Origin of the sequence: Paenibacillus massiliensis subsp. panacisoli DSM 21345 (assembly GCF_000426545.1) — a bacterium.
GTDB classification, from domain to species: Bacteria; Bacillota; Bacilli; order Paenibacillales; family Paenibacillaceae; genus Paenibacillus; species Paenibacillus panacisoli.
Genome location: NZ_KE384534.1, coordinates 610,578 through 628,364, shown reverse-complemented (window position 1 = coordinate 628,364; position 17,787 = coordinate 610,578). Strand labels below are relative to the sequence as shown.

The following is a 17,787-nucleotide window of genomic DNA, read 5'->3' as shown; positions in this document are numbered from 1 at the left end:
CTTTGCCACTAATTCATCCTATAATTCTGTCCACGATTCAAGTTTGCCATTATAAAAGTGTAAATACGTTCTTCCATACACCCATTGTTCTATTTTTAGCGAGCTGCTTGTATATGAATTTACATCATCAGGTTCTCCCCATGAAAGATAAACTTGGTCTTTATTCATACCTGTAGAAATCTTCTGCTGTGAAATCTTGCTCCATATCGCAGATGACCATCCGGGATATGGAGCCTTGGGATTGGAAATATAAAAGCCGCTTTTAATTGGATCTGAAGGTTCATATATAAATGGCAGCTTGAATGTTTGATTCGCTCCATTTGCACGTTTCGCTTCAATAATTAAACTCTTACCTTTAATTTTCACTGATTTGAAATATACCTTTTCAAGGTGTTGTAACGGGTTAGATGATGGTAATTCAATTTTATCAGCCCAATAATACTTTCCAGCGTAGAGGCCGTCAATTATTTCAAATTCAAAATAACTACAAAAATCATTAAAATGCTCATTAATAACCTTACTCTTTACATATTTCCCATTGTTGAGAACGATCGTCATATTGGTAACATATTCAGAGCCATAATTGATCTCAGTAACCCAACCAACTCTTTCTCCATCATAGAGATAAACTTTTTGTCCCATATAAGACTTTATATTATCACTTGATATTTTATCCAGCTCACTCATTAATTCCTTGGATTTCAGTTCTCCTTCTTCGTTGTTCCACAAAAATACTGAATTTGCCCAAAAATCACGCTTACCTTGAAAGCCAGTCATCTTATAAAATTGTTCAAGACTCAAATAAGTCTTATTTTCATACAAAACGGAATTCGTCTGATCTATAGGAAAAACACCTGCACTCGATTGAATTGTTATAGGCTTAGAATAATTAACAGTGATATCATTAATTTTCGTTAATAGTTTAAAAGGCAGATACAAATCAGGATATTTCACGCCAGACTCTATGACATATGCTTTTTCAGGCATAATTTGAAGTTTACCATTTATAAAAACCGCTACCTCAAATGAGACATAGGCGTCATCGGGAACAATGTTTGACTTGGCTTCCACTTTTGAATGTGGGGAACAAATTGTCAAAAATACGAATGACACAAAGATAAGCATTAACTTTTTTTTCATTCTATTCACTCCTGCTGATATTTTTATTTATTTTGAACCCAGCCAACTAAAGCTAACAAAAATTTTTAGACTGCATTAAATCCTATCTGTTTACTAAAATAGTAGGCACCATTGATCATTTCTTCATAGCCCCCAAACTATTGTCGCAAGTCTAAATAAAGCAAACCTTGCAACATCATAACAGGACTTTAGCAATCCTTGCATATTATTTCATAGGTAAATAGTAATAGGATAAATATACCATGTGTTATTTCCATATTCCACAGAAATATGACAAAATAACTGCTGCTTACTAAGTTTATGAACACATTATTTGTATTGGCAGTCACGTTGCCTGTATGATTACCGCATAAATAGAAAAAGGAATCGGCTGCAACCGATCCCTGTGTACAACTACCGCTAATAGAGCGGTCAGTCAGACTTAGGTCATTAGAAATGAGCCGTTATCTTTAGCAGGACGGCTCATTTCTTTATGGAAAAACACTGCTATTTTAATAAAAAGCAGAAAAATAAAGTTATCACTGCTACGCGACTGATTAGAGCGTCTAAACGCCCCGTTCGACTTCATGCCACTTCAAATCCAAAAGAATAGGAGGAATATAGATTAGCTTTGCAAATTCATAATCAAGGTCATAGGTTAATCGCCCTACCAGAAGCTCCTTGTTTTCATCTTTTTTCAATTTCCAATGAGCACTAGCTACCGCTTTACCTTCGTTAAGAAGCTCCATAGCTGTGTTCCAATCCATTTCGACTCCCTTGCTCTTCTCAAGTTCAGCCAAATAATTATCATATCTCTCCTGCTGGGCAATTTCATCTTCTTTCGTGAACTCTGAATCCCACACTATGTCAAAGTTTAGCCCTTTTAGACCAGCCTTCAACACAGCATCACGGAATTCGTCGGATACATAAATTCTAGTTCTTATTAACTCCGGGATTTTAAAGATATGTCTCTTTTCGCTTCCTACAACCATTTCTTTGTAGAGATACATACTTTCGTATGAAGACACTTTATTCGTGACGGAACTAATTACAGGGACAGACTTTTCTTTATCAACACAATCCAATATATTAATTACATTGCAAAAGTAAAAGTTATACTTATCATCTCTTAAAGGAAGTATCTCCACCAAATCAGCAATCAAGGGCTTCAGTACAGATAAAGCTTTATCATTCATAACAAATCTGCCAGGGGCGTACCTAGGAAAATCGGTGTATTTTCCTTTATCTTTTTTATATAGAACTTTAAGGGGCCCCCATTTATATTTGATTTGTTCACCAAAAGAGATACTACGTATTAAAGAATCTATCTCTGGATCTAATTCATCCTGAATATCAATATTCAAAGTATTTTCACCAGCACTTACTTGCCAAATCCTCATATATAACCCTCCTCGTATATGCCAAATTATAACATGAAAGAGCCCAGATATATTCCTCGCCTTTACTATATGTACGCTGCCATGATGTGGCTAAGCTTGATCCACTTGTAATCCTCCTCACCCTGCCTAAGCTTAATTTCCCTAATGGACGTATTTAAAGCTGTCACCACTCCACTCAATCGAACGTCCTCAAACGGATCAAATACCTTCAGTTCGACAGGCACACGCCGGTTGTACGAATTCACAAGCGCTTGTTCAATTTGCTCAATCTCTTGAGCATCCAAGATCGGCTTAGATTTCCGAGTTTCTTCTATATAATGCTGTCTCATTCGTTCTGCATGCTCCGGCAACATAAATCGTGAGCTTTCGAATAACCCATTCCCCTGAAGCTTCTTCCCCATGATATCAACTCCTAAGCTGTCTGACTGATTGGTGACCAGGCGAGTATGTTCTCTGTTCGAAATGTCCGGGGTTGGTTGCTGCTAAGGTCAGTCGCTTGGATAAAACCATCACAAACCCCACGAACAGCAATCTTGCGCTGCGTGATGTTGCCGGACCCGTCTTCATAGATTATTTCAACACTTAGACCTGCAGTAATTTTCACCCCCCTTACACGAACGTTTGTATATCTAAACGCTTGTTCCTTATCAATAAGAAAAAAGCTCCACCAGCGTTAGCCAATGAAGCCCTAGATTGATTTGGAATGAGAGACACTGCGTCACTCTCAAGATGACACTACAACTAATATCGTTCCCATGCTCACCCAAGAGTTGAAATGCGCTCTTCATTTCACCACTATGCAAAGAACAAATTGATCAACCCATTACCTAAAATAGTTATGATATCAGTCGTTCAGGTACTGCTTGAAACTTATCCCAGCAATCTCTTACCTGAATGTTATTTCCCCCAATTTATAATTAATTTCCAATGCTGACCTTCATTTGAGTTCACAATCTGAAGATCGAAAATCATTATTTTACGTAGTTCTTTGAAATATACGTAATAGATGTTTCCGCCTTCCAATCAAACTGATAATACTGCTATGTCCGCATCGTCCAAGAGCTCGACCTGTCTTGTTGTATGTCGAACCAACCCTTACCGACTGTACGGATCTTGGAGTACAGTGTGTAAACAACGATCCGCTTTTCGCCTCGCACTCCTTGAAACATTATTTGCTTTCCCTTGATCGTAGAGAAGGAACACCCATTTGTTTGCGTTAACTTGAAAACGATTTTCCTATCAGAAACAGACATATCAAAACCTTCATATGTTGTATTTTTTCCATTCTAGCATATGGTTTTGCAGCCTGCAGATGATTTCGAAAGGCTAACAAAATGTTGTTAGCCGAGGCGCGGTTAAACATGGTTGCATTACTTGTTTCTATCCCCTGGTACGAAGTCATCGCGACACCATCTGACAAAATTAATGGAGTGGGTCAAATAAGTCTTTGCGGTAGTGCCTTTAAGAGTACCAGATTTCAGTTTCTCCGTTACTTCCTGTTCGTATTGTTCATATAATAATTCTAATTGCTTGATGAAGTCCTCCGATGCTTTCATTCACTTCCCCCCCCCCCCAGAATTAGATATTATACAGTTTTACTAAACACAAGTATTTGAAGATATGTAATTAAGCAGTTGTTATTTAGTGATCAAAGAATGATTGAAAATCCCCTACTTGGTACATGTAAAACAGTAAATATTAGTATTCATACCTCATTTATCCTTTTTTATTCTTATCCACCAATTTCTACAGTGTCCTGATTTTTATCTTTAGCATCTTCTCTAGTGAAATATACTGATCCTCCGTCAATGGAAAGAAGCTCATATCCCTATGCGGCTGAAATAATGGAACGATTCTTTGTATCTCTTTGATATGAAGTCCTTGCCCCTCTTTAGGTACTTCGTAGTCCATATTAACCGGAAGCTTTATTGGATAGCCCGGTCTGGACTCAAAGACCTCACCGTCTTTCCAAGTCCCTGTCACTGTATTAATGCCCATGATCAACTGTTGATCAGTTAAATAAACAAACATTCTAGCCCCAATTGGAAAACTGAATTTTTTGTACTTGCCATTGAACCCCATTCGTTTAGACCTATGTTCATCAATTACCCAGTCTGGATAGACAAGCTTAATTATGTAGTCGAGCTTCGACAATGTTAGCGCCTCCCTGAAAACGAAATTATATGCCAATACTGCTACTATTTGAAGTGACCACAATCTATTAATGCTATTTCGTGTATATAACCTATTTGATAAATATCCAACGCTTCTTCTTATGAGCGAAATAACTATCCTTCTCCGGTTTCTTACAGCTTCTTACATCCCCTGTTTCGACTTTTGTTCACGTCAGTTACATTTGGTCAAGTATCATGATCGAGATGAATTGCCTATGTTTCAACAGGGTATTTATATTATCCCATAAATTTAATCATCGCACCTCGCTTTCATTCGAGATATTTAAAGCTCGTGGAATTATCCGAAGAAACCCATCGACATCTACTCGTACTAATCTGAGCAGTTTACAACGGGATGGATGCGGTGGATTCAAGTACCCAGTTAAATGGTATCTTGATTTCTTAGGATTTCTTACTCTGAATACAAAAAACTCCTTAGGTGAATCAATAACTTCTTCCAGTACCTTCGCTGCTAAACTAAAATACAACGGCAGAGGGAACTTTTCAGGCATACCCCACGCTAATACAACATAATCTGATGCTCTTATTGTTTCTAGCGTTAACTGGATATTAGACTCGAGTAATAATTGCAAAAATTCATCAGAATGCTCATCGATAATTATTTCGAGATGGTTATTTAAATCCTTCGAATTTGGATTATATATAGGCAGTAGGTTCAGGATGTTTACGTACCTAACACCAGCTATCCTTTTGTTCCGTTCATTTAATGGGCGCTGAAATGGCTTAACAAAAAACTCTATAACTTTATTAACTGTTACATCAGATTGAGTTGAATCAGCCTCTGAAGGATTCATCATTATTACGGATACTGATTTATCCCCCAATTTGTTCAACTCAACTCGTAGTATTTCACGCTTCTCAATCAATTTATCATCAGTCTGAACAATTACGTCTCTTTGGCAGATTGGATTCCCATTGATGTAACTAGCTATGTACCTTGTCAAATATCTCACTCCTAATAGCAATTCTTGTTATGTAAATACTCACTCCTTGATAAACGGAAGAAGCTTCTTAACCCCCTTTATTTTCTGGCTCAGAGTCTAACTCATAGTAGAAAGTATTCAAATGTACTGAATCGCTTGTTGTATTCTAGAAATAGCTCAGTCTCACCTGTTCAAAAATGAATGTGTAGAACATCTTGTAGAGATTAAAGCCTTCTCAAATTAGGAAAAAAGTATTAGGATAAATATACCATGTGTAATTTTCACACTCCACTTAATTTTGTTTTTTGTAATAGTTCTTTCTACAAAAATTAACGCACATAAAATCCGTCTATTAAAAAAATAATATCAAAGGATGAAACTGAATGACGAACAATCAATTATTAGATATCATCATAATATTTCTGCCTTTATTTCTACTTTTCATTTACATGTTCTCTAGACTATTGTTTAAAAAAAATCGTAAAATTTTGAATAGTATTTTAATTCGCTATTTCCTCCTCTCTCTAATAACATGTATATTATTTTTTTTCATCTATTCATTTTTATTTGCAATTGATTTCCAAGCAGCGGTGGCATCTGCCAGCCAAAATGCAAACATTTTAAAATTTGAAAATATTCAATTCAAAAATGTTACTCTCGAAAATCCAAGTCAATATCTTCAAAATAGAAATCTACTATTTCTAGAACTTTTCCTTTATAGTGCATCAATTTACTTTCAGTTTTCATCAAATCTTAATTTCACAGGATTAGCCCAAATAGTCGTAATTGCTCAACGCTTTTTAGGAATCATTATTCCTTTCTTAGTGACATTTCTTACAATTATGGAAACAAACAAAAAACGAGAAGAAAACCAATTTCTTTATATTTTCCTCAATCGAGGATGGAACGTTCTAAGAATTCGAGATAATTATATTGGAGAAATCAGTTCAATAGAGCTCATTGGACCTAATGCGGAAATCAAGCAAATATTCGCAAAAAAAATTGACGAAATTCAAAATGAAATCAGGTATTTTAAAGTCGATTGGAGAACTATAGGCAAAGAACATTTGCCCTACTTCTTAAAAGTACTAGAAGATCCGCTTCGTGATAAAACAGTAGAACTTTCTCTTGAATCCTTACGACTTTTCTATAGTAGAGATATGGAAAGCAATAAATATTGCATAGAATATTATGAATTCCTGAAAAATATAGAGCAATATTTACTTAATAACGATGATTTATTTGAAGACAGCCAAATAATATCAATGCAATTGAAAGGATATATTGAGAATGTAGAGAATGAATCTTTAAGTAATCAAGAGGAAATATCTAATGAATAATAGACAAGCATTATTAAGGCTTATTCAATTATGTAAACAGGTTGCAATGGAATCTGAAAAATATAAACTTTATGTTCTAATTTTAAATGCCCCACGTGTAATAAGTGCAATAATATTATTGATCAGCATTTTTCAGTTAACACCATTATATAAACTTGATTTAAAGCTACAAATTATATTTGGATACGGCCTAGTCGTCTTTTCATTAATTTCATTTATTTTAGAATTCCTAAGTGAAAGAAAACAGAATCTAATTGATGTTAGAAAGAAATTTGATAGATTGCTAAGTGAATTCAGAACTTTTTATATTAAAATTGAGAATAGCAAACAAAAAGATATCAATTTTTTAGCTTGTAATGAACAGATAGAAGCTTACGAAATTGATTTTAACGAATCTAAATTGCAGCTTAATTTCATCCCAAGTGGTATTGTTTACAGCATAGTAAAAAAGAAAAAAACTGAAGGCTCATATCTCTGGATTTTGGAAGCTGAGAAGAAGTTAGATACTAAAAACAGATAGGTTTTACAAATTATTTTTCTAGTAAAACCTCTGTGATGTATACTCCTTCAAATAGCAATTACAAAAAAATATTGGAACGATTTTATTATTTTCCACAAATTATTCAATATAATTTGTATTCTTGTGGAAACGGATGAAAGTAACGTTGAGTTTGAAAAAGTGGCTAAAAGAAATATTAGAACGTCTGATAGAAAGACACTATTTTTCTATTATGTTGGTGTATATAACTATTAACAGGCTCCAGCAGCGTTCGACACTGAAACCCCAGATTGATTTATTTGTAAAATTAACTTAGACCTTAAGTAATGAGGGACAACTATATCTTATACAGTTCCTACTTACACTAAATTAGGAAAAATATAAGTCGTCGTCTGCAACTCTCATCTACCATTTGCGCTTAATTACGGCAAGCAATACGAGCTGAGAGACCTGTAATAGGAAATATCAGGGGAGCGGAGCTATGCTTATGTTGAGGCGATCAATAAGAAGCACTCCTATTCCACCTGTGGAACAATAACCGGCCATATGCGATTACCGATGCTTGAGGAAGTTCTTAAACAATAAATAACCATATCAGTGACTCGTGGTGAAGAGTAATGGATACATTGGCCAACGATTAAACTTAAAATCCAAATATTTTTGGGGGTCTACTAAATGATAGAAGACTTATTATACAACTATGCAATTGTATATGACGCAACCAAGGAAAGGGATTCAAAAGCTACTAAGCACCTGTATGCATCAGTATTAGCTGATCTCACAAGTGCATTAAATTATTGCATTCACTTGCCCAGAACAGGATTTGATCTTTTTGAGACAGAAGAAAGTATTTTTTTTGAGGGTAGTGTACTTTTACAGCATGATATTAGAATTATTCCTTCAAAACCTACTGCGCTTGATATTGTGCAACTTGGTAAGCAGACTCCTACACTCTATATAACTGAGGCATCTTGTTATGAAGACGCCTGTTTAGTTAACCAAAACTATCCTTCTACTCTAGGCTGTGTGAATTTTGAAGACTTATCTAATGAACTTCTTATTTATCACTGGGGAACATTGAAAAATCAAGCTGTGAATGAATTCTCAATCCCGACTCAAAAGCATCTTAACGTTGAAACTGAACTCTTTAATGGAGATGAGCTTTCTTTACTTCCAAATATTTTTCTATCAAACCAGTTGAATGATACAAAAGGTTTAAAAGAGCATTTGAGAGAATCAAACTATTCTTTTAGTGCTAGAGCTCAAACAATACGAATCCTTATGGCTAAGTTTTTTTATTACAATCAATTGGGACACGATTTAGGTGGACTTTCAGACGAAGAGATAAATAAATGGATACATAAACTTTCAAATATTTTAGGCTATGAAATGGTATTAACTTTACCAGGAGGACCGAATAAAAGGTTAACCTATGGTACACATGCTAAGTATATAAATGAGGATGAAGAGAAATTAATTGATTTTTTTGGCATTTATAGTGCTATTGCTTCTAGAGGAGTTTGGTTAAAAGGTGAAAAATTATCTGAAGAATTATTCATAGATCTAGCTACTCTTGAACAACATTTTCACTATGATAAGCAAAATTCTTTTTATATAAGAAGAATTATGAAACGATTTGGTAGAGAAATTATGAAAGTTATGGGCTCTAATGATATTGAAACATTCATTGCTAATAGCACAAAAATTATAGCTTTCACAGACTTTCCCATAGGATTAGCTATCTTGCCCGGATATAGCGATCCTCTATGTTGTATGGTATCAATTTCTTACAGACCCATAACACCATTAACAATGGCTTTCCAGCACGGTCTTCGAAGAGTAGATGAGCACTATATCAATACTAGCAGACCGTTTAAGGTATTAATCATTGAATGTCTACCTATAAAAGACCGAATTCGAAATGCTTCTAACTTAGGCTGGATGACCCTTCATCATTTATTACAAAATAGTGATTTGACATCAGTTATATACAAAGAATGTGATTCAATCGACAAATTAAACTCTATACTTATGCAAACAACCGAAATTGATTGTTTAATAATTTCGGCTCATGGAATGTATGGAGCCGAAGGAATAGCAGGAATATGCGTTGGTGATGAATTCTGGATGCCTCTCTGGACTCAAAATGTACCTCCCATTGTTATTCTTAGTGCTTGCCATGTTGCTCCAAAGGGAAAAGGAGATTACACTATTAGCGATGCGTTCTTACAAGCTGGGGCACACGCAGTGTTAGGAACGTTGATTCCTGTGAACGTGAAAGAAAATGCTGAATTAATGTATAATTTTTTTGAATACATTTTAGAAGTTTTAAAGGGAAAAGAAACTTGTAATGATCTTGCAGAGGTATGGAAGCGAGTAGTATTACGAAATGCAGCTGCCGAAATAATGAAATCTTCTAAAGAATTGTACAATTGGGGAATGACCCAAAAAATAAACAATCGTATAATTTTTGAGGAGTACTTAGAACGCACAAAAAAAATGCATATTTTTCCTGGTCATGTTCATGAGCGAATAATAGAAATCATCATGCAGATTGCTCGAGAAGTTGGAAAAGCTGAATATTTTGAAGAAGTACTACGATCGCACGGCTATGTTTCAGAGTCCTTTTTTTATATATTTAGCGGATTTCCTGAGAAAATAATAATGAGAAAGCACTGAGTTCTCTTTGTAGAATTAGAACATAGTTCCATTATCGATTTAATGGATCGTAACTATTCTTTTAACTGTAGGAGAACGTTAGTTGAACAATAGCAGCGGCAGAACACGCCTTAATAAATACTGACTTGATCTGCCGTTAATAGAGCACCTTGCTATGTCCGGGATTTATAGTAGATGACCTCAATTAGAATTTCCTCCGTATTTCAGTATTCGTTACATTTCCGTTCGTTGTATGAAAAAAAGAGTCGTACACGTCACCGTGCAACGACTCTCCACTCTCCCATTATCCTTCCCCTAAATCATGGATTCGGCAATTCCATCTGCAAAGGAAACTGCTCCATATCCTTTGACATCAGACTCAAGCGCTTAGCAACAAATCCTTTGCTAGTAGCTCCCTTTTGGCAAAGCTGACCATATGAGCTATCGACGGAATATCGGTCAATTAGGAATGATTCTGCCCATGATCCAAATTGATCCTCAGACCACGAATGTTTAAGTGCAAAATCCACCACTTGAAATAAGCTACCCACATGAACCTTTTTTAGCACCTTACGTTGGACATGATCCCAATTGCGGAATGCAGCGTCCATAAAGTCAATCTTGTGTTCAATTAGCCCTGTTACTGGAGCTGGGACCTCATCCAAGTTTGATATGAACTGATTCAGACTCGCTCCCCCAAAATCAATGTCTTGTTTGGAAGCTGAAGCAATGAACTGCCAGATCAGTTGCTCATCCACATACCGATTGCGATCTGCCTTGGTAAAGGCGATCTTCTCAAAGAACAAATGCTGCCCTAACTCCTGCACTGCCTCACGAACAGCAGGACTTACTTTGACTCTCGTCTTCTCCGTAGAAGTCAACGGAACGGATTGATTTACCCTGTAGAACATCTCCTCCACTTCTTCAAAGCTGCACTCACGGAATTCGGTCACCGTAAAGTTGTAGGTAAGGAATTCAAATTGTGATTCAGAAGACAATTCATCGTATCGCTTACCAGCAATGGTTTCACCATTGAAATCCGCTGTCCCCTTACTCAGCTTATAATCACCATCGTTAAAGAAGAAAATAGACTCCCAACGCTGCCTTCCATCAATGACCCAGATGTAACCATCCCCGTTATCCCAAACAAGAATGTTGGGGATATAACGGTCTCGAATAACTGAATCTACGAGATAGGAACGACGATCATTCTTCCACACGCTATTGCGCTGAAACGGGAGATCAAAGCGAATACGCTCCCGCATATTCAAAAGGCTTTTTGTTGTACGCTGAATACTGGATCTTTTCATGAATAGTCCTCCTCAAAATAAAGAAACAGGACAGCAAGATTCTGTCCTGTTCCTCATCAAATTTCAAAAGCTTCATATACAGATTCATCTTCAAAAGAAGAAGCTTTAACAACTCTGTCTGAAAACCCCTGTACTCCCTGGATTGACTCCGTACCGAGTAATAGGGAAAGAACTGAGAATCCCTTTTCCTTTTTCAACTCATTCCAGTAGCGAAGGTACTCATCATTCACATGAGCTTCACCATCTGTAACAAAGATAATGTCCGCTTGCTGGAATCGGCTCTGTTTAATGACCTCAGCAGATTTCGTCAACGGGGCTGTGAAGCTTGTTCCTCCGCTCAAAAAGACTGTAGCGAGTCGAATCATATCCTGGACACTACTTTTTCCGCGTTCATAGATCGTGGGTTCTTTGGCTTGTGTAGAAAACGGAATCCAAGCAAAATCTCTTCTTTGCTTCCGAGCAATACTCATAAGCGCTAAAGCAAATCCTTTAGAGATCGTGTCTTGATTCTCCATACTACCTGATTGGTCCAGACAAAGAATGATAGGCCCTTTCCCAAGTTGCTCGTGCCCCTTCGTATCATACTGAAGAGTTTGACCTTCCGCATATCGGCGTAGGAAGTCCATTCTGCTAATAGGGCTGGCGTAACTTCCAAGCTCCATGGGCAGTAATTGCTCAATCTCATTTCCTTGCCGAATCCCGTTTCGACTGATCGCATCCTTATGCTTCGAACGTTGCTTCCGATTTGCGATGACCTTCATCCGTCCGGACCAAGCTGCAATCTCCCGGAGTTTTTTATCCATGCTCAGTTTTTCAGCTAGGAACAGTTGGTCTTTCAATGGAACCTTCTTTATATCCCCGTCACCACTACCTGCCTGTATCCCACCCAAAAGAGACTTCACGTTCTCTTTAGCTTCCATAGCTTCCTGTGCTGCTCTGGAGAGATTACGGGATAGTGATTTACCATTCTGACTTAGGGCTGCGGACATCGCGTCTGCGGCCTGCTGAGAAGTGCCCTGTTCTCCATTTATAAGCTGCTGTAATGCATCTGCTAAATTCTGATCTTGCTGAGTCTGTTCTTCTACCCAATTCAAAACCGTCTCGCTATATATCGTGGTTCCAAGAGCTGCAGCAAAGTCATCCAAACGAGTGAATTCCCGAAAATCGGTATATCCTTCATCTGACATGACCTTCTCCATAAGCTGCCGATTCATCGTCAGGTCTTCACCGACATCTTCTAGCAGCTCAGGCTTCATTTTAAACAACCCTGCCCAGAGGTCACCCATTAATGGCTGAAAAGAAGGAAACAGCTTGTTTCCCTCTTCTTCTACCTTCTTAAGTTTGTCGGACATCTCCAATAACTGCCCAAAACGCCTACGGTCATATGAGTCTGTATTTAAAACGGTTTTCATTAACTCACTCATAGACTACACTCCCAGAACTTGAGAGGCGATGTCATTAAGTGATTGCTGAGTTGAAGCGATGATTTGATCAATCTCTGTGCGCTTAGGATTATCCTTTTTAAGCTTTTGCAGCTCAGAAATCAGTGTTTTAATCTTCTTCGTGGCTTCAACGGCTTCGTCCGTAGAATTGTTGGACTTCTTCAGGTTATCCAAAATTTCGGTCACTTCCGCTCCGACCTCTTCCAGACGTGTTTTCACTGCATCCTGAGCATGATTTCTGACGATCTTCGCTACTTTATCTCGCTGTTCCGGCTGCTCCCACAGACTGTTTTTCAGAATCATCAGGTCTTCTATGACGGCCTGATTTCTACCATGCAATACAGCCTTCGCCCGGATTACTGAAAGAGCCTGCTTGAAACGACGATCTGAAGGCCGAATGCCCTGGTCACGAAGATCCCGGCGAATTTTACTCAGCACTTCATACACATCATCTGGAATGGTCACGGTGTCACTGAAAAATTGCAGCTCATACAGTTCCTCAATGGTCATGCTGACAGCATTGGATGTGGAGCCCTTCAGCATAGAAATGAAGGTTTGATCTTCTCCGATATAATTGACCTCATACCGAAGTAAGAAGCGATCAAACAACGCCTCCAGTCCTTCGCCCTCCTCCGGGTACTCATTGGATGAACCAATCAGGCACATCAACGGAGCTGGCATGGGTGCACCATCATTGTAGAATATTCGTTCGTTAATGAGCGTCAGCAGCGCATTCAGAATGGCACTGTTGGCCTTGAAAATCTCATCCAAGAATGAAGTATGAGCTTCTGGCAGCTTGCCATTCGTATTCCGCTTGTATACCCCCTGTTCAAGCTCCTTGAGAGAAACAGGGCCAAACAACTCCTCTGGTGTACTGAACCTGGTCAGCAGCCATTGAAAGTAATTGGCTCCCGTGATGCGTTTGGTCAAGTCACTAACAAGTGCGCTCTTTCCTGTTCCGGGCGGTCCGATCAACAAAGCATGTTGACGAGCAATCATCGCTATCAACAGACCCTCAATGACTTCCTCACGTTCTGCAAACTGAACCGTCAACTCTTTTTGAATATCCATGATTTTCACAAGAATCCCTCCAAGTTTTAAGTAATTAAAAAAAAGCCGACGCTTCCCGTAGTGGAAGTCATCAGCTCTGTGTTTGTATGATATGGATCATGTTAATTTGTAAAAGCTCCCTCTTTGTTCAACCCTTCCAGTAGCTTCTTTTCAAGATCAGCAGCTTGCTCGGGATCAACTGAACGGATTCCCAACTCACGCTTGATCTTTTTAAAGTAGGATTCAGGAATCTGTTCATAGTCGATGGTTACAGAAGCCTTCACCTCATCTGGGATTTGTCCTGTAATACTCTCAACTACTGCGGCTGAATGTAAAGGGTAGTGTTCTTCCCCATCAATCACTTCATAGGGGAAATTTTGGGTTCTGACATTATTAATAACCATGTCTCTTTTTCCTTTCATTTTTGAAATTCACCGCCCGTTTTAGATTGTAACTATTATACACCAAAACGAAGCAGGAAAGCATTTGAAGGCTACTCTACATGTCGCCCGTATTCGGGAAACATAGCCGTCACAATCGTAAACAAAATACTCTGATTTCTTTTCTTCACAGCCAATCCAATTGCAATTGTCCGATTTTTATACGTTCCTACTACGGTCAGGACTGGATCAACGTTCGTAAAGGGCTGTTCACCAAATGGGTATTTACCAGCTTCATGCATTTCTTTCGGGTCATGATGATACAAGATGGATTCTACCATCTTCTTCGTGATTTCCCGCTCTTCCATGCGCTCACCTGCATGCTGGCTGTATCGTACCTTATCTAAATCAATGTGATCCTGAAGCACCTGTCTAATTAAGGACCAATACTGCAAATAGGCTTGTCCTTCCATCCTGTATCCTTTCTGTTATTGAAATAACGGTTTGATTTTTACTCAGCCATATTCTTAAGTGCAGCAGCCACCTTGAAACGAATTAATTGGCATTTGCTCTCCATATCTCGCAGATCACCCGTTACAATGGATTCATAATGCTTATAGTCCTCCACTACGCGCTTGGCATCTTGCAGAATGGCCTTCAACTCACTCTTCTTAAGTTGGTTAATTACGCCAGCCTCACACGCCTCAAGGGTGTCCTGAAGGTGTTCGGACAGCTTGCGCGTAACCATTCCCTTCATGTCTTTGGTATTAATGAGAGGAATGATTTCTGCCTCCCCTTTCTCTAAAGACCTGACGAAAGAGATGTAGAACCTCAATTGTTCTTCAAATTTTCGAGGAATAAAATACACGCCTCCAGCAACCCGAACAGGTGTAGGAGACATGCTTTTCAAGATATTCATCATGACGGTCCGAAGAGTATTGCTGCCATAGCTATTCTTATAGATGTCGAACCGAATAACTGCATTTTGCACAAGCTGCTCTGCCATCGCTGAGGTATGACTTGAACTCGCAACGCCCTGTTTTTTATCCAGCAGAACAGTTCCGGCAGCTCCCTCATAGTCCAAGCGTTTGCCTCGTGTATCCACCGTTTCACGAACAAGATTCCGCTGCACGCCAAGTTTATCTGAAGCAACCTCACGAAACAGATAGTTCTCATAGACACCATCAGAAACTTGTCTGCGGAACTTAGCAGATGTGGCCCGACGAAAGGCATCCGGCAGCCGAATCTCTTTTGGCATCCAGCCTTCCCCCAACCCAGAAGCAATGAGCTTTTGTTTGAGATCATCAGGTGTGATGAGCATTTCTCCTAGTCCACCCCAGGTTAAATGCCCAATAATATCTGCTGCTGTTTGTTCACTGACGGCGACTGCATCTTTTAAAATGGATTCCATTTAAAATTCCTCCTTTATTCAAATCGTCTCTACAACATAGAAAAAGACTGATCTCCTCATCAGAAGAAATCAGTCTTTCAAAGTAACATCAGTTTGTTCTCAAGAATTGAGGCTCCATTCGAGCAAATGGCTTTTGAACGCCCACAGAGCTTTCCTTCATGCGCTGGGTCAATTGATCCATACTAGAGAGCAGTTGATTCCGGCCAGCTTCACGCTGCTGAATATCTTCCAGCAGATCATGAGAAAAGTTCATAACTTCCTGTACGCTTTGCCAAAATGCTTGCCCACGCAAATCAAGCACATCCAAATCTGTGCTTTTATTTTTCATAACATAAAACACTTTCGTATCTAACCTGAACTGTACTGTATCACCAATGGCAATTTTATTATCGGACAATCCCCACACTTCTTCCATCACATAAGGGATGACATCCAGCATCATCTTCAAGAAGGCTTCTGCTTTTTTACGACGTTCTTTCTCTTGCTGGAGAAACGAAGTAACTTCCTCTTGAACTGTTTTTTCTGTTTTTTTAAATAGATTGAACATTGCTATCATCCTCTCAATTTTTAAATGAACGCAAAAAATCCGATTTCTACATGGAATCTCCATGCAAAAATCGGCTTTAAAATACGCGTTACTCATGTAACCAAGTTACCTAACAAATCTTTTCCAGAGTCCTTTCGGTACTCTCTCCCTTTTCTCTAGCAAACGAGAGTGTGGGGAATACAATCACTTTAGCCTGCTTTAACCTCACTCTTCCTTTCCAAAGAAAGTCAGCAGGATCGAGGGTAATACACATGCCTTTGTCTCCAGCGAATGGGAGTTTTAGGTTGAAATAAATATGTATATATTATAGCTTTTTCCCATCAGGTATACAAGTATATGTTCTTTAAAACGATAATTTCTGATTGTTAATTGAATTATAGAAGTCCAAAAAAATAGGCCTACCTCAGTCAAATTATTGCAACTCGATTTCAATTTTTTGATCCAAATCATTTTTAATTTCAAAGACAGTTTCAATTGCCTTATTAATCAAATATTCAATATGTTCATATGAAAGTTGATCATGTGAATAGTTTCTATTACTTGGGCTATTAGGAAAAGTATAAGCATCGTAAATTAGATCATGGAATACATTTGTCTGATCAATTAGTTGGTTTATTTTAGATATAAATTCCTTAAGAAAGACTTCATTTACACGTATAGCACGAATTATTGTACCGCATTCTTCTTGAACCTGATCAGAAATTTTTAGAAATTCTTCTTTGCTTATTTTTTCATGTTCAATTTGTCCTAACCCTAATGTCAACTTCCCAAATTGTCTAGCCATGACGTAGAGTCCATGTTGTGTCTCTTGAATTTTCTCTATTATAATCTTTTTTCTTATTAGGACCATTTCAGAACGATGATTTAATTTATACGTTAAAGTTGATCCAATTAAGACTCCTAGAACTCCTACAAAAGCTGATACTAAATTCCCTACTATTTCTGTACTCAAATATTTTCTCTCCCTTTATATTTTCATTTCCCTTTTATTTCATATTTCCAAAAAAAATCAATCCGACCATACATTTCAGTTTCACTGCTGCTTTCTCTCATTGATAGATTATATATCCTAAGAGATGATTCTCATCATTGACAAGGAAAAGCACCCTTTGAGGTGCTTTTAGTCTTGGATCATTTTACGGAAACTAATATTCTGGACTTCTTCATGATAAGAGAATAATTTATCAATAAGTGCCTGGAGCTCTTCAGCAGAAGATTTAAAAGCTTCATTATTGTAAAGTTGTAACGCTTTTCTAACAGCTATTTCATACCTTCCCATAGCTTGTTCTAAATCAATGATATCTTCTTTTTCCAGGGGATATATCTTATTGCATTGACTTAAGCATGTAACAACATGATTTTCATACCTCTTAATATCTTCCTTAGATTTTATACTAGAAAAGATACTGTTATCATTAAAAAAGTGTCTGTCTGAATATCTTTTTAATTGACTATTATACTTGTAGCTATTAACAATTTCAAGAACTAGTATGGAATCTCTATCCAAAGCCTG

18 protein-coding genes are annotated in these 17,787 nt (G+C 37.8%); 3 read left to right on the top strand and 15 right to left on the bottom strand.

All coding sequences use genetic code 11. The annotated features are described in order from the left end of the window. Positions 1–18: 18 nt before the first annotated feature. The 6 genes from K331_RS0125435 to K331_RS31240 form a co-directional block, all read right to left on the bottom strand. Complete coding sequence (locus tag K331_RS0125435) at positions 19–1,140, bottom strand: hypothetical protein (protein WP_028592458.1); 1,122 nt, start codon at positions 1,138–1,140, stop codon at positions 19–21. A 545-nt stretch (positions 1,141–1,685) separates the two neighbouring features. After that, the gene (locus tag K331_RS0125430; protein WP_028592457.1) at positions 1,686–2,519 is read right to left on the bottom strand and encodes an imm11 family protein; all 834 of its coding nucleotides are present in this window, start codon (positions 2,517–2,519) and stop codon (positions 1,686–1,688) included. 65 nt (positions 2,520–2,584) lie between these two features. Next, entirely contained in the window at positions 2,585–2,920 is a 336-nt protein-coding gene (locus K331_RS0125425) for a YolD-like family protein (RefSeq protein WP_028592456.1), read from the bottom strand. Between the two features lie 969 nt (positions 2,921–3,889). Then, the gene (locus K331_RS0125415) at positions 3,890–4,075 is read right to left on the bottom strand and encodes a hypothetical protein (RefSeq protein WP_028592454.1); all 186 of its coding nucleotides are present in this window, start codon (positions 4,073–4,075) and stop codon (positions 3,890–3,892) included. 190 nt (positions 4,076–4,265) lie between these two features. Further along, a complete protein-coding gene (locus K331_RS0125410) occupies positions 4,266–4,673 on the bottom strand; it encodes a hypothetical protein (RefSeq protein ID WP_028592453.1) in 408 nt (135 codons plus the stop codon). 274 nt (positions 4,674–4,947) lie between these two features. Next, a complete protein-coding gene (locus K331_RS31240) occupies positions 4,948–5,658 on the bottom strand; it encodes a DUF1643 domain-containing protein (protein WP_051290030.1) in 711 nt (236 codons plus the stop codon). Positions 5,659–6,020: 362 nt separating this feature from the next. Between K331_RS31240 and K331_RS0125400 the strand changes: the two genes are divergently transcribed. The 3 genes from K331_RS0125400 (at position 6,021) to K331_RS0125390 (ending at position 10,155) form a co-directional block, all read left to right on the top strand. After that, complete coding sequence (locus tag K331_RS0125400) at positions 6,021–6,977, top strand: hypothetical protein (protein WP_028592452.1); 957 nt, start codon at positions 6,021–6,023, stop codon at positions 6,975–6,977. After that, positions 6,970–7,497: a hypothetical protein gene (locus tag K331_RS0125395; protein WP_028592451.1), complete on the top strand. Its 528-nt coding sequence runs from the start codon at positions 6,970–6,972 to the stop codon at positions 7,495–7,497. The genes K331_RS0125400 and K331_RS0125395 overlap by 8 nt, the downstream gene beginning before the upstream one ends. Before the next feature lie 654 nt (positions 7,498–8,151). Next, entirely contained in the window at positions 8,152–10,155 is a 2,004-nt protein-coding gene (locus tag K331_RS0125390; protein ID WP_028592450.1) for a CHAT domain-containing protein, read from the top strand. Between the two features lie 299 nt (positions 10,156–10,454). Here the strand turns inward: K331_RS0125390 and K331_RS0125385 are convergent, their stop codons facing one another. The 9 genes from K331_RS0125385 to K331_RS0125340 form a co-directional block, all read right to left on the bottom strand. After that, entirely contained in the window at positions 10,455–11,444 is a 990-nt protein-coding gene (locus K331_RS0125385; RefSeq protein WP_028592449.1) for a DUF262 domain-containing protein, read from the bottom strand. A 56-nt stretch (positions 11,445–11,500) separates the two neighbouring features. Continuing rightward, positions 11,501–12,868, bottom strand: a complete 1,368-nt coding sequence (locus tag K331_RS31735) for a vWA domain-containing protein (protein WP_028592448.1) — start codon at positions 12,866–12,868, stop codon at positions 11,501–11,503. A gap of 3 nt (positions 12,869–12,871) precedes the next feature. Continuing rightward, positions 12,872–13,957 carry an AAA family ATPase gene (locus K331_RS0125375; RefSeq protein WP_036635902.1) on the bottom strand — a complete coding sequence of 362 codons (1,086 nt, stop codon included), beginning with the start codon at positions 13,955–13,957 and terminating at the stop codon, positions 12,872–12,874. Between the two features lie 101 nt (positions 13,958–14,058). Then, the gene (locus K331_RS0125370; RefSeq protein WP_156897712.1) at positions 14,059–14,358 is read right to left on the bottom strand and encodes a hypothetical protein; all 300 of its coding nucleotides are present in this window, start codon (positions 14,356–14,358) and stop codon (positions 14,059–14,061) included. Positions 14,359–14,429: 71 nt separating this feature from the next. Next, complete coding sequence (locus K331_RS0125365) at positions 14,430–14,789, bottom strand: DUF4258 domain-containing protein (protein ID WP_028592445.1); 360 nt, start codon at positions 14,787–14,789, stop codon at positions 14,430–14,432. 38 nt (positions 14,790–14,827) lie between these two features. After that, positions 14,828–15,727 carry a DUF6744 family protein gene (locus tag K331_RS0125360; protein ID WP_028592444.1) on the bottom strand — a complete coding sequence of 300 codons (900 nt, stop codon included), beginning with the start codon at positions 15,725–15,727 and terminating at the stop codon, positions 14,828–14,830. 88 nt (positions 15,728–15,815) lie between these two features. Further along, entirely contained in the window at positions 15,816–16,274 is a 459-nt protein-coding gene (locus K331_RS0125355; RefSeq protein WP_028592443.1) for a hypothetical protein, read from the bottom strand. A 412-nt stretch (positions 16,275–16,686) separates the two neighbouring features. Next, positions 16,687–17,226, bottom strand: coding sequence for a hypothetical protein (locus K331_RS0125345; protein WP_028592442.1), 540 nt, complete (start codon positions 17,224–17,226; stop codon positions 16,687–16,689). Positions 17,227–17,394: 168 nt separating this feature from the next. After that, on the bottom strand, positions 17,395–17,781 hold the full coding sequence (locus K331_RS0125340) for a hypothetical protein (protein ID WP_028592441.1): 387 nt from the start codon (positions 17,779–17,781) through the stop codon (positions 17,395–17,397). Positions 17,782–17,787: the final 6 nt, after the last annotated feature.

What these genes read in the sequence shown, in the direction of transcription:
- K331_RS0125355 (WP_028592443.1), bottom strand. Translation starts at nt 16,274, where the DNA reads ATGTTCAATCTATTTAAAAAAACAGAAAAAACAGTTCAAGAGGAAGTT.
- K331_RS31735 (WP_028592448.1), bottom strand. Translation starts at nt 12,868, where the DNA reads ATGAGTGAGTTAATGAAAACCGTTTTAAATACAGACTCATATGACCGT.
- K331_RS0125370 (WP_156897712.1), bottom strand. Translation starts at nt 14,358, where the DNA reads ATGAAAGGAAAAAGAGACATGGTTATTAATAATGTCAGAACCCAAAAT.
- K331_RS0125400 (WP_028592452.1), top strand. Translation starts at nt 6,021, where the DNA reads ATGACGAACAATCAATTATTAGATATCATCATAATATTTCTGCCTTTA.
- K331_RS0125390 (WP_028592450.1), top strand. Translation starts at nt 8,152, where the DNA reads ATGATAGAAGACTTATTATACAACTATGCAATTGTATATGACGCAACC.
- K331_RS0125415 (WP_028592454.1), bottom strand. Translation starts at nt 4,075, where the DNA reads ATGAAAGCATCGGAGGACTTCATCAAGCAATTAGAATTATTATATGAA.
- K331_RS0125395 (WP_028592451.1), top strand. Translation starts at nt 6,970, where the DNA reads ATGAATAATAGACAAGCATTATTAAGGCTTATTCAATTATGTAAACAG.
- K331_RS0125430 (WP_028592457.1), bottom strand. Translation starts at nt 2,519, where the DNA reads ATGAGGATTTGGCAAGTAAGTGCTGGTGAAAATACTTTGAATATTGAT.
- K331_RS0125435 (WP_028592458.1), bottom strand. Translation starts at nt 1,140, where the DNA reads ATGAAAAAAAAGTTAATGCTTATCTTTGTGTCATTCGTATTTTTGACA.
- K331_RS0125385 (WP_028592449.1), bottom strand. Translation starts at nt 11,444, where the DNA reads ATGAAAAGATCCAGTATTCAGCGTACAACAAAAAGCCTTTTGAATATG.
- K331_RS0125365 (WP_028592445.1), bottom strand. Translation starts at nt 14,789, where the DNA reads ATGGAAGGACAAGCCTATTTGCAGTATTGGTCCTTAATTAGACAGGTG.
- K331_RS0125375 (WP_036635902.1), bottom strand. Translation starts at nt 13,957, where the DNA reads ATGGATATTCAAAAAGAGTTGACGGTTCAGTTTGCAGAACGTGAGGAA.
- K331_RS0125360 (WP_028592444.1), bottom strand. Translation starts at nt 15,727, where the DNA reads ATGGAATCCATTTTAAAAGATGCAGTCGCCGTCAGTGAACAAACAGCA.
- K331_RS0125425 (WP_028592456.1), bottom strand. Translation starts at nt 2,920, where the DNA reads ATGGGGAAGAAGCTTCAGGGGAATGGGTTATTCGAAAGCTCACGATTT.